The following is a 14,016-nucleotide window of genomic DNA, read 5'->3' as shown; positions in this document are numbered from 1 at the left end:
GAATCCGAATTGGCAAAAGTAGTATAGGGCAATTTTTCATCTGCCGTGATTTTTAGCAAGGCAATGTCCATCTTAGAATCAGTTCCGATGAGTTTTGCTTTGTATGATTTCTTGTTGTTCAAAGTAATTTCTATTTCGGTGGCATCTTTAATTACGTGATTATTGGTCACGATATAACCGTCTTCCGAGATAATTACACCCGAACCTGTTCCCACTTGTTCTTGCTGTTGTCCTCCTTGAAAACCATAGAAATACTCCAATATTGGATTAGTAACTGTAGTTCGCGAAACATTTTTTACGTGAACCACGGTGTGAATGGTTTTGTCGGCAGCTTCTGTAAAATCAACCGCTTCTGCTGATAAACCAACATTTCGCCCGTACGAATTTGAGGCCTGAGTTACAATTGAATTTTTCGAAAAATAGCCATTGTCGTCAAATAACAATTTGTAAGAGCCCAATGTGACGGCTCCACTCAACAATGACACTAAAAATAGGCTTGAAAATCGTTTCATGGTTTTATAGTTATTTAAGAATTTACGCTGTAAAATTAGGGATTATCTATGATCAAAAAAACAGTTTAACGCTCGCTTAACAATCTTTAACGTATCATTAATATTTGTACTTTTGCCTTTGGTAAATAGTAAACACAATGCAACTAGAATTTTTTAAATATCAAGGAACAGGGAATGATTTTGTAATGATTGACAATCGCTCAGGCTTTTTTCCAAAAGAAAATGTACAACTTGTGGCTCGTTTGTGCGACCGACGTTTTGGAATAGGAGGAGACGGACTTATTTTATTGGAAAATGACGAGATTGCTTCGAAACTCGCAATGACCACCGATTTCAGAATGGTTTATTACAATTCCGATGGAAATCAAAGTTCGATGTGTGGTAATGGCGGCCGCTGTTTGGTGGCTTTTGCCAAAGATTTGAGCATTATTAAAGATAGATGCACTTTTATTGCCACCGATGGTTTGCATCACGCCAGCGTTGCCAATGATGGAATTGTTTCTTTGCAAATGATTGATGTGGCCAATATTAAAAAGGAAAGCGATTATATTTTTATGAATACAGGTTCACCGCATCACGTGCAAATGGTAGAAGATTTGGAACATTATAATGTAAAAGAAAATGGAGCCGCTCTTCGTTATGGTTCTTTATATGGAGCCGCAGGAAGTAATATTAATTTTGTAAAAAAAATCAATGAGGATACTTTTTCGCTTCGCACCTACGAAAGAGGAGTGGAAGATGAAACTTTAGCTTGTGGAACAGGAGCGACTGCCGTTGCTATTGCAATGAATCTGACTGGACAAACCAATGCCTCGTCTATTAAAATCAATGTAGAAGGAGGGAAACTAGAAGTTTCTTTCGATAGAAAAGAGAATCATTTTACCAATATTTTCCTGATTGGGCCTGCTGAGTTTGTTTTTAAAGGAGTGATTGAGATATAACTACACTTCTAACCTCTAATTTCTAACCTCTAACTTGTCAATGATCACACTAAAAGGCGAAAATATTTACCTCCGAGCACTCGAACCCAACGATTTGGAGTTTGTCTATGCTATGGAAAACGATCAAAGTATTTGGGAAGTGAGCAATACACAAACGCCTTACAGTCGGTTTTTGGTAAAGCAATACCTCGAAAATGCACAACAGGATATTTATGAAGCCAAGCAATTGCGATTGGCGATTTGTCAGGACCAAGATTTTCCAGCCATTGGATTAATCGATTTATTTGATTTTGATCCAAAGAATAATCGCGCTGGAATAGGTATTGCGATTCAAGGAAAGGATAATAGAAATCAGAATATTGGGTCCGAAGCTTTGGAACTTTTGATTCGCTATTCATTTTATCATTTGAATCTGCATCAATTGTATGCAAATATTAGTGGCGAAAATAAAGCTAGTATTGCTCTTTTTACTAAATTTGGATTCGAAAAAATTGGAACAAAGAAAGATTGGAATTTAGTTAACGGAGTTTATAAGGATGAAGCTATTTTTCAATTAATTAATAAAATTTAAAATCATTTCGTTTTGGATAAAAAAAGAATAATATCAATTGTATCTATCGTTTTAATGTCAGTCTTACTGATTTATGGAGGAATTTTGGCGAACCAAGTTTTTTCAAAAAACACAAAGTTTTCCGAAAAGGAAATCTATGTTCACATTCCGACAGGGTCTAGCTATGACGAGGTGAAGAAAATTCTTGGGCCTTTGGTTGAAAATATGAATCGTTTTGAAATGGTTGCCAGTAAAAGAAGCTATCCTGAAAATATTAAGCCAGGAAGGTTTTTATTGACTGCTGGGATGAATAGTTATCAATTGGTCAAAGCCTTACGAAGTAATGTACCCGTGAAATTGGCTTTCAACAATCAGGAACGGTTAGAGAATTTTGCCGGAAGAGTGGGTTCTCAAATCGAACCGGATAGTTTGACACTGCTGACTACGTTTAAGGATTCAATCTTCTTGAAGGAAAACGGATTCACTGATGAAAATGTTTTAGCAGTTTTTATTCCGAATACCTATGAAGTGTATTGGAATATCTCGGCAGAGAAGTTTCGTGACAAAATGATTAAGGAATACCGCAATTTCTGGAATAAGGAAAGAACCGAAAAAGCAGCAAAGCAAGGATTAACTCCTGTTGAAGCAACTATTTTAGCATCAATCGTACATAAAGAATCGGTAAAAAAAGACGAACGCCCAAGAATTGCTGGAGTGTATTTGAATAGAATGAAGCTGGGTATGCCTTTGCAAGCCGATCCAACAGTTATTTTTGCAAAAAAGAAAAAAGACAATGATTTTGATCAAGTCATAAAAAGAGTGTTTTACAATGATTTGTTTTTGAATTCACCCTATAACACCTATAAAGTAATTGGTCTTCCTCCAGGTCCTATTGCAATGCCTGACATCACAGCATTAGAAGCGGTTTTGAATCCAGAAAAAAACAACTTTGTTTATTTTTGTGCTAGCGTGGATCGTTTTGGGTATCACGAATTTGCGGCTACTTTGCCAGAACATAATGTGAATGCCAAAAAATATTCTGATTGGATTAATAGCCAAGGAGTAGCAAGGTAATTTTGAAATTTAAGAGTCAAATCTGTTTTCTGTTTCTCATTGTGTTCCAAAATATATTGGCGCAATCTTCATTAGAAAATTTTCTTAAACCATCCGATTCCTTAAACAAGAAAAGGAGAAATTCCGTATTTATTTCCGAAGCAGTTTTGGCTTCTGGAGCTCTGATTGGTTTGAACCAACTTTGGTACGCCGATTATCCTAAATCCGATTTTCATTTTATTAATGATAATTCCGAGTGGAAGCAAATGGACAAAGTGGGGCATCTTTATTCTTCCTATCACATTGGTCGATTTGGCGCCGAAGCACTGAATTGGAGTGGAAACAGTAAAAAAAGTCAATTGCTTTATGGAGCTGGTTTGGGATTTGTATTCCTCTCCGCTGTTGAGGTTATGGACGGATATTCTGCCGAATGGGGAGCTTCAACAGGAGATATAATGGCCAATGCTGCAGGAACTGCCTTGTATGTTTCACAAGAATTGCTTTGGAAAGAGCAGCGTATTATTCCTAAATTTTCCTATCACAAAACCCAGTATTCCGATTATAGACCTGAGGTTTTGGGAAGTTCATTTCCCGAACAAATTCTTAAAGATTACAATGGTCAAACCTATTGGTTTTCGGTCAATTTATATTCCTTTTCTAAAGGGTCGAAAATACCAAAGTGGTTGAACCTCGCTTTGGGCTATGGAGCGGATGGAATGATTAGCGGAAATAGTGCTAATTTGGCGCCAATTTTAGGTCAAAATATCGAAAAATCTCGTCAATTTTACCTTAGTTTAGACCTAGATTTGACAAAAATCGAAACAAAATCACATTTTTTGAAAACTTTTTTTTCTGTTTTTAACACGGTGAAAATTCCAGCTCCAACGATTGAATACTCGGCTCACAGCGGTTTCAAGTGCTATGCTTTTTATTTTTAGAAAATATTAACAGCTTGATTTTCAGCTATATTTTTGTTTTTTGGCTTTTATACGTATATTTGCACCGTAGAAATTTCAAAGGGTGACAGCGTTTGAAGAAAAACAATTTATGATAAACAAGTGGTTTTTTTATGCAAGTTTGACTCTAATTATTGCCTTTTTAAGCTCAGGTTTTAAGCCTTCTAATTTAGATGCCAGCGACTGGTTTCTTATAAACAAAGATGATGGAACTCACTACTTATATCCATCTGAACAATCAAATGATTACTCTAATTTAAGCGTTCCATATACTGGTAAATTTTTTATTGGTTATAAGGAAGCTATTGCCCATAAAGAATCTCAAGGTAAGTACAAAAAAGTCAATTCACTGGGATATATGGGTAAATACCAATTCGGCGAAGCAACCCTTAAAACGGTTGGAATTCACGATAGTAGTAGGTTTTTAAACAGTCCTAAAATGCAAGAAAAAGCTTTTGTGGCTCTTCTTTCTAAAAACAAATCAATATTACAAGATGTTATTGATAAATACGAAGGACAAGTGGTTGCAGGTATTTTGGTAACAGAATCAGGAATACTAGCGGCAGCTCATCTTGGTGGTCCAGGTTCAGTTAAAAAGTTCTTCAAGTATGAAGGGAAACGCTATTTTAGAGATGCTTATGGAACTTCGATTAGAAGTTATATGAAAGAGTTTGGCGGGTATGAAACTTCAGGAATCGTTGCGGATAGTAACGCTAGGGTAAAGTAATTTAATCAGCAGTTATAAGTTAAAAACCATCAGTCTAAGTTGATGTTTTTTTTTGTTTACATTTTATGAATAATAAAAATGGTAGGTCGATTGTGTAAATCCACTTGTACTTTTTTCCATTCAGAGGCCCTCATTGTTTTGATGAATTCGGTTGGCAAAGTGATATCTGTAGCCACACAAATAAATGTCGATGGATTCAAGGCTTGAATAATATCTTCCAGCATTTTATTATTTCGATAGGGAGTTTCAATAAAAATTTGGGATTGGTTTTTGTCTTGAGATAATTTCTCTAAATTTTTTAAAGCTGCTTTTTTCTCCGATTTATCAATTGGAATATATCCATTAAAAGCAAAACTTTGTCCGTTCATTCCAGAGGCCATAATCGCCAATAAAATCGAGGATGGTCCAACCAATGGTACAACCTGAATTCCTTTTTCGTGAGCCAGTTTTACAATAACTGCACCAGGATCGGCAACGCCAGGGCAGCCAGCTTCGCTCATTAAACCTACATTTTTCCCTTCCAAACAAGCTTGCAACATTTTGGAATGCTCTGAAACTTCGGTGTGCTTGTTTAGAGCGCTTAATCTTAATGTAGCCTGTACTTTCAGGGGCTGAATACTTTTGATGAATTTTCGAGCTGTTTTTTCGTTTTCTACAATATAATCATCAATGAAATCAATGCTTCTTTTTATGGTTTGAGGCAAAACATCATTGGGGTCTCCCTCACCTAAAGTGGTTGGGATTAAGTATAGTTTTCCTAAAGAAAGGTTTGGTTTCATTGCTGTCAATATTATTTTTTTTGAAAAGAGCTATTTTCTTTGAATTAAGAGAAAATTAACTAAACCCCAAAAAGAGAATTTAAGAATGTTTCTCGATGAGTTTCTTTGCAATTACGTCGCAGGTTTCATCAAGCATATGAAAAACAGATTCAAAGCCGTGTGCTACTCCATAATATGGGTCCGGTACGTCAACATTTTCGCCGGGAAACAATTCATTCAAGATGAGTTGTACTTTGTTTATTTGTTCTTGATTGTCTGCAAGGCGAACCACATCGCGGTAATTAGAAATGTCCATGACATAAATATAGTCAAAAGCATCGAAATCATTTTTAGTAAACTGTCTGCCTTTTTGCTTCGAAATATCAAGCTTGTGTTTGTTTGCAATAGCTATAGAACGTGAATCAGGTTGGCGGCCAATATGCCAACTTCCTGTTCCCGCCGAATCTACAATGAAATTTTTTTTTGGAAGATTTGAGGCTAAAATTCCCTCGGCCAAAGGTGACCGACAAATGTTGCCTAAACATACCATTAAAATTTTAACTGGCATACAACGGCTATAACGTTAATTTTTTATTGATGTCTTCAACAAATTTTTTGAATTGTTTGTCGGTGGCTACCAGATTATCTACTGTTTTACAGGCGTGCAAAACGGTTGCGTGATCGCGGTCTCCTATTTGAGATCCAATGTTAGACAAAGAAGCTTTGGTGAATTTTTTAGCAAAGAACATAGCCAATTGTCTCGCTTGTACAATATGTCTTTTTCTAGTTTTGGATTGTAAAGTTTCTACGTCAAGTTGAAAATAATCAGAAACAATTTTTTGAATGTAATCTATAGAAATTTCGCGTTTTACATTTTTTACGAATTTTTCTACAACATTTTTAGCTAACTCTATGGTTACTTCTTTTTTGTTGAAAGAAGATTGGGCAATCAAGGAAATAATTGCTCCTTCAAGTTCTCTAACATTCGATTTGATGTTTCGAGCAACATATTCTATAATTTCTTCTGGAATTTCGACACCGTCACGATACAAAATGTTTTTCAGGATTGAAATTCTGGTTTCGTAATCGGGTTGATGTAATTCTGCCGACAATCCCCATTTGAAACGCGATAACAAGCGTTGCTCGATGTCTTGCATATCGACAGGGGCCTTGTCTGAAGTCAGGATAACCTGTTTTCCGTTTTGATGTAAGTAATTGAAGATATGGAAAAACACGTCTTGAGTCCCCGATTTTCCAGAAAGGAATTGAACATCGTCTATGATTAACACATCTATGAGTTGGTAGAAATGAATAAAATCATTTCGATTGTTTTTCTTAACAGAATCTATATATTGTTGGGTGAAAATTTCGGCAGAAATATATAAAACCGTTTTTTCTGGATATTTATCTTTAATTTCAACTCCAATAGCGTGAGCTAGATGGGTTTTTCCTAAACCCACTCCTCCAAAAATTAACAATGGATTGAATGAAGTGCCACCTGGCTTATTAGCCACAGCCATACCTGCAGAACGAGCCAATCTGTTGGAATCTCCTTCTAAGAAGTTATCAAAACTATAATTTGCATTCAATTGTGATTCGATTTTTAAATTTCGAATTCCAGGAATTACAAACGGATTTTTTAGTTCTGGGTTTAGATTCTTATATGGAGCATCAACATCTTGTGGTTTCATTGGCACACGATTTGCACTTGGCAATTGTTCCGTAAACGGTTGTTTATTGCCATAAGTGTTTTCCATTTTGATTTTATAGAGTAACTTTGCATTTTTACCGAGTTCTTTGGTTAGTGCTACTTTTAATAATTTAACATAATGTTCTTCTAGCCATTCGTAGAAAAATTTACTAGGGACTTGAATGTATAATGCATTATCGGTAAGCTCAACTGATTTAATAGGCTCAAACCAAGTTTTGTAAGCTTGGTCTGCGATATTGTCTTTTATAAAAGAGAGGCAGTTTTCCCATACTGATTGTGCAGTCTTGTTCATAAATTTGGTTAAATTATTTTTGTTCTGTAAAGTTTTTCTATAAAAAATAAGATAGAATTAGTCTTGTTTTTCGGGATGACAAATATGTGAATAAAATTAGCTAAAAAAAAATATTTTGTATGTAAATTTTACAAAATATTGTTGTATGAGGAATTTAAAATTTTAATTTTTTAAAATAAAACTTAATGGAATATCATCAAACTCAAATACGTGTTCGCTATTCAGAAACCGATCAAATGAGGGTAGTTTATCACGGTAATTATGCACAATATTTCGAGATAGGAAGGGTGGAATGGCTTAGAAATAAAGGGATATCGTATAAATGGATGGAAGAAAGCGGAATTATGCTTCCGGTGGTTTCTCTGACTATGAATTATAAAAAACCCGCTCGGTATGATGAACTTTTAACCTTAAAAACAATTCTGAAAAATAGGACCACAGTTAAGATTGAATTTGACTATGAGCTTTATAATGCAAATGAGGAGTTATTAACAACGGGCAACTCAATTTTAGTTTTTGTGGACATGAAAACAGGAAAGCCTATCAGTCCACCGCAATATATTTTAGATGTTTTAAATAGAGTTTAATAGATGCTGTGTTTTTTTGAAAATTTGGCAAAAACAACTAATTTTTTAAATTTTATTTAAGTCGTTTTATTTCGACTTCGAACATCGTATCAAATTGATTAAAAAGTATTTCTGCATTTTTTTTTCGACTACAGATTTCGATTTCGCAACTCATTTCCATTTTTTGCGAAAGAATTTCGGCATCTTTTTCTTTGATAACTCGCATAACTTTATTGATGTTTTTGTAATCGAATGAGATTAGAAAGTGAATATTAATGCTTTTTTCGATTATTTCGGCGGATTCCAGCGTCATTTGCGCAGCAGTTCGATAGGCAGAAATCAGGCCGCCAACTCCTAGTTTTACTCCGCCATAGATTCGGACAATGACCACTAAAATATTGGTAACGGCAAAAGACTGGATTTGTCCGTAAATTGGCATTCCTGCTGTGCTACTGGGCTCTCCATCGTCATTTGCTCTATAAACAATTTTTTCTGAGCCTATTTGGTACGCATAGCAAAAATGTACAGCATTGGGATGTTGCTTGCGTAATTGGTCAATTAGTGGTTTTACTTCGGTTTCAGATTGTATAGGAAAGCTATAGCCAAAAAATTTGCTATTTTTTTCTTTAAAAAGAATTTCAGAGGAAGGAAAGGTGATAGTTTTATAGGTGTCTTCCATTTTCAATGTCAAAATTTAAATTCAATTACAATAACAATTGCAATAGCAATTACAAAATTTAAATTTTAGAGGATTTTTGTTTTTAAAGAAGTTACTCGTTTTTTTTATTTATTTATTGACATTGCAATTGATATTGCCACTTAAAATATTTTAAAACTCAAAATTCTTTTTTCTTGAATAAGTCAACCACATCTTCTTGGCCTACTTTAAGGTTCCAAACTTGTAAGCCTAGTAATAGTGCTGCATCTGTATTCTCTTTTTTGTCATCTATAAATAAAGTACGCTTTGGTGACAATTCGTGGTTTTTTATTAAATAGTCAAAGATTTCAGCATCGGGTTTTCTCATTCCCATTTCAAACGAAAAGTACACTTTTTCAAAACACATATAAAAATCTCTCGTAAAACTGAGTCCGTTGTCACGCTCGAATGTATCGATGTGAATGGAATCGGTGTTGCTTAATAAAAACAGGCGGTATTTTTTTGTAAGTTTTTGAAGGAATTCTAGACGGCGCAAAGGGAAATCCAAAAGAATTGAATTCCAAGCATCAAGTATTTCATCAAAAGAAGCATTTTGTAGGTGTTTTTGAAAACCGAGCAAGAAATTTTCTTCTGTGATTTGGCCTTTTTCAAATTGTAAATTCAATTGGTTCAAATCATCATTCCAGTGCGTAAGTCCTAACTTCTTTAGTTTGTTAATTGGAGCTTCTTTATCCAAATTGATAAAAATATCGCCAAAATCAAAAATAATTGTATCAATCATTATTTCTAGAAATTATAAGTAAGTCTTTTTCAATTCTGCTTTTTATGGTGTTTTCTGCCTCAAAAACCGGTGCTTTTACCCCAGTTTTAAAGCTTTGTTTACCAACAAAAACGCGCGCTTCATCCCAAAGATTTTCATCAATAAAGGTTTGCAAAGTTTGTGTGCCTCCTTCAATAATAACCGATTGAATTTGGTGTTTGAATAAAACGTTGAGTATTTGTTTTGCAACACTTTCTTGAAAATCGATTACCTCAAAGATACAGTTTTCTTTATTAACTGTATTTGTCAAACTAGAAAAAACGATTGTTTTTGTCTGATTGTCAAAGATGGGACTGTCTTTTGGGATTCGATTATTCTGATCCAATACAATTCTAATAGGGTTTTTTCCCGACCAATCTCGGGTGTTCAATTTTGGATTGTCTTCAATAATTGTATTGGTTCCAACAAGAATAGCCTGTTCTTCGCTTCGCCATTTGTGAACCAATTGACGTGAAAATTCATTGGTGATCCAAACCGGCTTTTGTTCCGATTTTGTCAAAGGAGCGATAAAACCATCCTGAGTTTCCGCCCATTTCAAAATCACATAAGGTCTTTTCTTTTCGTGAAAAGAAAAAAAACGTTTATTGAGTTCGTTACATTCCTTTTCTAGAAGACCAACAGTTACATTTTTCCCTGCTTCGATTAGTTTTTTGATTCCGTTTCCAGCAACTTTTATATTGGGATCAACAGTTCCGATAACTACATTTGGAATTTCATTTTCGATAATCAAATCGCAACAAGGTGGCGTTTTTCCGAAATGGCTACATGGTTCCAAACTTACATAAATAGTTGCTTTTTTAAGTAAAGACTTGTCTTTTACTGAATTTACAGCATTGACTTCAGCGTGAGCCTCGCCCGATTTTTTATGCCAACCTTCGCCAATGATTTTGCCATCATAAACAATAACGCTGCCTACCATTGGATTTGGGTAAGTGGTTCCCAAACCATTTTTTGCCAATTCAAGGCAACGGTGCATATATTTTACATGTTTTTCCACAGATGCAAAAGTAGTGATTTTTGGGTATAGGATTTAGTTTTGAATCTTTAGAAAATTACCATAAACAATAACTATTTTTGTAGGATACAATCAATATTTCAAAAAATGGAAAATTGGATTATTAGAAAAATAGAAAAGAAAGACAATCCGGCGATTGCTGAAATAATAAGAGCTGTCTTTGATGAATTGAACATACCTAAAGTAGGTACTGCGTATGCTGATCCCTATTTAGATTTGATGTTTGAGGAATACAATAAACTAAAATCGGTTTATTTTGTGGTCGAATGCGAGGGCAAAATTCTTGGTGGAGCGGGAGTAGCACATTTAGAAAACGAAGCCGAAAGTATCTGCGAATTGCAAAAAATGTATTTTCTGCCTGAAGCCCGTGGTTTGGGGATAGGAAGCCAAATGATGGAAAAATGTTTGCAAGCCGCCAAGGATTTTGGATACAATAAATGCTATCTCGAAACGATGCCTTTTATGCACGATGCCCAGAAACTCTACAAAAAAGTAGGATTCGAATACATTTGCGCTCCAATGGGAAGCACGGGTCACGTTTCTTGTCCAGTGTGGATGTTGAAGGATTTAAGTTAATTATAAGTATGAAAATCAAAGACTATAGATCCAAATTCATTCATGAACTTTCGTTAATATATGATATTGGCGAAGCAGAGAGTTTTTTTTATTTAATTTTAGAAGAGAAAAACCATTTGAAAAGGATTGACTTGGCATTGAATCCCGAATTGACTTTTTCTGATGAAGTAATACAGATTTGGAATTCGATTTTAGAACAACTGAAGCAAGAAATTCCAGTGCAATACCTATTAGGAAAAACCAGTTTTTACGGATTAGATTTTGAGGTAAATGAAAATGTATTAATTCCAAGACCAGAAACCGAAGAATTGGTAGATTGGATTATTCAAGGTCAGAAGTTAGAGGTTAGAGGTGAGAAGTTGAAAATTCTTGACATTGGGACGGGGAGTGGTTGTATCTCGATTTCATTGGCAAAAAACTTTCCAAACGCGGAAGTTTTTGCCATTGATGTTTCTGAAGAAGCATTGGCAACAGCGCAGAAAAATGCTGAAATTAATGAGGTAAATGTTATTTTTATTTTAAAAAACATCCTCGAAACTGATGATTTGGAACAGAAATTCGACATCATTGTTTCGAATCCTCCGTATGTTCGGGAATTGGAAAAGTTGGAAATCAAGAAAAATGTTTTGGACAACGAACCTCATTTGGCACTTTTTGTTGATGATAATGATGCCCTAATTTTTTATAGAAAAATAGCCGAATTAGCTCAAAAATGCTTATCTCCAAGTGGACAATTATTTTTCGAAATTAACCAGTATTTAGGAAGCGAAATGATTGATTTGCTTGAAAAAATGAGATTCAAAAACGTTGAATTGAGGAAAGATATTTATGGAAATGATAGAATGATTCGAGGTTCAATTTAAGTGTTCAGTGTTTAGTTTTTAGTGTTCAGTACACACAGACTGATCACTAAAAACTGACCACTGCCAGCTTATTCATATCGCAAAGCTTCAATAGGGTCTAATTTAGAAGCTTTAACGGCAGGATACAATCCCGAAACTATGGCTACGGCAAAACTGGTGCCAAAAGCAGCCATAATGGCGCCCCAAGGGATTACAAAAGCAAAATCCATAGCTGTTGCAAAGCCATAACCCACAAGAATTCCTAATACAATTCCCGCTAAACCACCCATCTGACCAATGAGTAAAGTCTCTATGAAAAATTGAACAGCAATCGTGCTCTTTTTGGCACCTAAGGCTTTACGAACACCAATTTCACGGGTACGCTCGGTAACCGAAACAACCATTATATTCATCAAAGCAATTGAGGAACCAAGAATGGTAATAATGCTAATTAGCCAAGCCGCCAAGCCGAGGTATTGTGTAATACTTAGAATTCTATTGATGAGGTCATCACTTCGAACGATGGCAAAATTGTTATCTTGAACTGGATTTAATTTTCGAATTCTTCGCATAGTACTGTTCGCATTGTCGATGGCTTCGTCAAGAAAATCTTTTTTGGCCACCATCACACTTAAGCTGTAGTTGATATTGGGTGCTGTAAATAACGACCGAGCCAATTGTATAGGGATTAAAACCCTTAAATCCTGGCTGTTTCCAAATGTAGATCCTTTTTCTTTCAATACTCCAATAACTTTAAATTTGGCTCCACGTATCGAAATGATCTTGTCGATGGGGTTTACATTTTTTAGCAAGCCTTTTTCAAAATCAGAGCCCACAATGCACGAATAGGTATTGTTCTGGATGTCGAAGCTTGTAAAATTTCTGCCTGAGCTGGTTTCTAGACCAGAGTTGGCCATAAAATATTCATCGACACCCACAATTTTATTTTCGGGATCTGTTTTTTCGGATTCAAATTTTATTTCAGCTGTTGAAGTTGCTGTAAATGAAATGGAGGTCTCTGTCAGAGGGAATTTATATTTGTTTTTGAAAGCAACTGCTTCAGGATAAGAAATGATAGGATTTATGATTTCTCGTTCTTCGCCACCTCGTCTTCTAGCCGTGTTTTCGTATTGATTGATGTTGAAAGTATTAGCTCCCATCGAAGCAAAATCGGAGGAAATGGTATTTTCTAGGGCTGAAACCACTGTCAAAATTCCAACCAAAGCGGTAATTCCAATGGCGATAATTAGTACAGTTAATATGGTGCGCAGCAATTGGGTTCTGATGGAACCAAAAGCAATTCTAACGTTTTCTCTAAATAATTTAAACATAGTACTTATTTGACACGAAATTACAATTTTTGTTACAAGTTTGTTTTAGAAGATGTAATATTTATTTTAAAATCAAGATATTTGCAGATTGAAATACGAAGTAAGAGATTAGAAGTACGAGGTAGTGATACTTAAAATTTTTAACTTCGGACTTCGGACTTCCAACTTCTAACTTAAAAAGATGGCATCAAAACCTAGTATTCCAAAAGGAACCAGAGATTTTTCACCAGCTGAGGTGGCAAAACGTCAATATATTATAGCAACGATAAAAAGTAATTTCGAGAAATTTGGTTTCCAACCGATAGAAACACCGTCGTTTGAAAACTCCGAAACCTTAATGGGGAAATACGGAGAAGAAGGAGATCGTTTGATTTTCAAAATTTTGAATTCGGGAGATTATTTAGATAAGATTTCGGGAGAAGAACTACAAACCATCAACGCAAAACAATTAACTGGGAAAATCTCCGAAAAAGCCCTCCGCTACGATTTAACCGTTCCTTTTGCACGATATGTGGTGCAGCACCAAAGTGAGATTGAGTTTCCATTCAAACGGTACCAAATACAGCCCGTGTGGCGTGCCGATCGTCCGCAGAAAGGGCGTTTTAGAGAGTTTTTTCAATGTGATGCCGATGTTGTGGGTTCGAAATCGTTGTGGCAAGAAGTCGAATTGGTACAATTGTACGATTCGGTTTTTACCCAATTGGGTTT

17 protein-coding genes are annotated in these 14,016 nt (G+C 35.3%); 9 read left to right on the top strand and 8 right to left on the bottom strand.

Features of this window, described 5'->3' with window-relative positions:
- A partial coding sequence (locus ACIQ1E_RS11365) for a S1C family serine protease (protein ID WP_396171425.1) occupies positions 1–512 on the bottom strand: 512 nt, incomplete at its 3' end.
- A gap of 137 nt (positions 513–649) precedes the next feature.
- On the opposite strand from ACIQ1E_RS11365, the gene dapF reads away from it, so the two are divergent.
- From dapF to ACIQ1E_RS11340, 5 genes are all read left to right on the top strand, one after another.
- Positions 650–1,453 carry a diaminopimelate epimerase gene (gene dapF / locus ACIQ1E_RS11360; RefSeq protein ID WP_396171424.1) on the top strand — a complete coding sequence of 268 codons (804 nt, stop codon included), beginning with the start codon at positions 650–652 and terminating at the stop codon, positions 1,451–1,453.
- A 40-nt stretch (positions 1,454–1,493) separates the two neighbouring features.
- A complete protein-coding gene (locus tag ACIQ1E_RS11355; RefSeq protein ID WP_396171423.1) occupies positions 1,494–2,024 on the top strand; it encodes a GNAT family N-acetyltransferase in 531 nt (176 codons plus the stop codon).
- A 12-nt stretch (positions 2,025–2,036) separates the two neighbouring features.
- The gene (gene mltG / locus ACIQ1E_RS11350; RefSeq protein WP_396171422.1) at positions 2,037–3,077 is read left to right on the top strand and encodes an endolytic transglycosylase MltG; all 1,041 of its coding nucleotides are present in this window, start codon (positions 2,037–2,039) and stop codon (positions 3,075–3,077) included.
- 41 nt (positions 3,078–3,118) lie between these two features.
- Positions 3,119–3,994, top strand: a complete 876-nt coding sequence (locus tag ACIQ1E_RS11345; RefSeq protein WP_396171421.1) for a DUF2279 domain-containing protein — start codon at positions 3,119–3,121, stop codon at positions 3,992–3,994.
- Positions 3,995–4,103: 109 nt separating this feature from the next.
- The gene (locus tag ACIQ1E_RS11340; RefSeq protein WP_396171420.1) at positions 4,104–4,739 is read left to right on the top strand and encodes a peptidoglycan-binding protein LysM; all 636 of its coding nucleotides are present in this window, start codon (positions 4,104–4,106) and stop codon (positions 4,737–4,739) included.
- Positions 4,740–4,795: 56 nt separating this feature from the next.
- Here the strand turns inward: ACIQ1E_RS11340 and ACIQ1E_RS11335 are convergent, their stop codons facing one another.
- The 3 genes from ACIQ1E_RS11335 to dnaA form a co-directional block, all read right to left on the bottom strand.
- Positions 4,796–5,518, bottom strand: coding sequence for an SAM-dependent methyltransferase (locus ACIQ1E_RS11335; protein WP_396171419.1), 723 nt, complete (start codon positions 5,516–5,518; stop codon positions 4,796–4,798).
- 79 nt (positions 5,519–5,597) lie between these two features.
- Positions 5,598–6,065 carry a low molecular weight protein-tyrosine-phosphatase gene (locus tag ACIQ1E_RS11330; protein ID WP_396171418.1) on the bottom strand — a complete coding sequence of 156 codons (468 nt, stop codon included), beginning with the start codon at positions 6,063–6,065 and terminating at the stop codon, positions 5,598–5,600.
- 7 nt (positions 6,066–6,072) lie between these two features.
- On the bottom strand, positions 6,073–7,500 hold the full coding sequence (gene dnaA, locus ACIQ1E_RS11325) for a chromosomal replication initiator protein DnaA (protein WP_396171417.1): 1,428 nt from the start codon (positions 7,498–7,500) through the stop codon (positions 6,073–6,075).
- A gap of 185 nt (positions 7,501–7,685) precedes the next feature.
- On the opposite strand from dnaA, the gene ACIQ1E_RS11320 reads away from it, so the two are divergent.
- Positions 7,686–8,087, top strand: coding sequence for an acyl-CoA thioesterase (locus ACIQ1E_RS11320; RefSeq protein WP_396171416.1), 402 nt, complete (start codon positions 7,686–7,688; stop codon positions 8,085–8,087).
- Positions 8,088–8,139: 52 nt separating this feature from the next.
- Here ACIQ1E_RS11320 and ACIQ1E_RS11315 read toward each other — a convergent pair whose 3' ends face one another.
- The 3 genes from ACIQ1E_RS11315 to ribD all read right to left on the bottom strand — a co-directional run bounded on the left by ACIQ1E_RS11315 (position 8,140) and on the right by ribD (position 10,541).
- Positions 8,140–8,751 (bottom strand): IMPACT family protein, encoded by a 612-nt coding sequence (locus ACIQ1E_RS11315; protein WP_396171415.1) that lies wholly within the window; start codon positions 8,749–8,751, stop codon positions 8,140–8,142.
- A gap of 151 nt (positions 8,752–8,902) precedes the next feature.
- Positions 8,903–9,505: an HAD family hydrolase gene (locus tag ACIQ1E_RS11310; protein WP_396171414.1), complete on the bottom strand. Its 603-nt coding sequence runs from the start codon at positions 9,503–9,505 to the stop codon at positions 8,903–8,905.
- Positions 9,498–10,541, bottom strand: coding sequence for a bifunctional diaminohydroxyphosphoribosylaminopyrimidine deaminase/5-amino-6-(5-phosphoribosylamino)uracil reductase RibD (ribD, locus tag ACIQ1E_RS11305; protein ID WP_396171413.1), 1,044 nt, complete (start codon positions 10,539–10,541; stop codon positions 9,498–9,500). The genes ACIQ1E_RS11310 and ribD overlap by 8 nt, the downstream gene beginning before the upstream one ends.
- A 105-nt stretch (positions 10,542–10,646) precedes the next feature.
- Here ribD and ACIQ1E_RS11300 point away from each other — a divergent pair, with 105 nt between their 5' ends.
- Together ACIQ1E_RS11300 and prmC are read left to right on the top strand one after the other, a co-directional pair.
- The gene (locus ACIQ1E_RS11300; protein ID WP_396171412.1) at positions 10,647–11,135 is read left to right on the top strand and encodes a GNAT family N-acetyltransferase; all 489 of its coding nucleotides are present in this window, start codon (positions 10,647–10,649) and stop codon (positions 11,133–11,135) included.
- An 8-nt stretch (positions 11,136–11,143) separates the two neighbouring features.
- Positions 11,144–11,998: a peptide chain release factor N(5)-glutamine methyltransferase gene (prmC, locus tag ACIQ1E_RS11295; protein ID WP_396171411.1), complete on the top strand. Its 855-nt coding sequence runs from the start codon at positions 11,144–11,146 to the stop codon at positions 11,996–11,998.
- A gap of 68 nt (positions 11,999–12,066) precedes the next feature.
- On the opposite strand, the gene ACIQ1E_RS11290 is transcribed toward prmC, so the two are convergent.
- Positions 12,067–13,308, bottom strand: a complete 1,242-nt coding sequence (locus tag ACIQ1E_RS11290) for an ABC transporter permease (protein WP_396171410.1) — start codon at positions 13,306–13,308, stop codon at positions 12,067–12,069.
- Between the two features lie 181 nt (positions 13,309–13,489).
- Here ACIQ1E_RS11290 and ACIQ1E_RS11285 point away from each other — a divergent pair.
- On the top strand, positions 13,490–14,016 hold a 527-nt coding region (locus tag ACIQ1E_RS11285), incomplete at its 3' end, for an ATP phosphoribosyltransferase regulatory subunit (RefSeq protein WP_396171409.1).

Source organism: Flavobacterium sp., from assembly GCF_044348915.1.
Classification (GTDB): domain Bacteria; phylum Bacteroidota; class Bacteroidia; order Flavobacteriales; family Flavobacteriaceae; genus Flavobacterium.
Note: the sequence above shows the minus strand (reverse complement) of the source record. Positions and strands in the feature narration are given on the sequence as shown.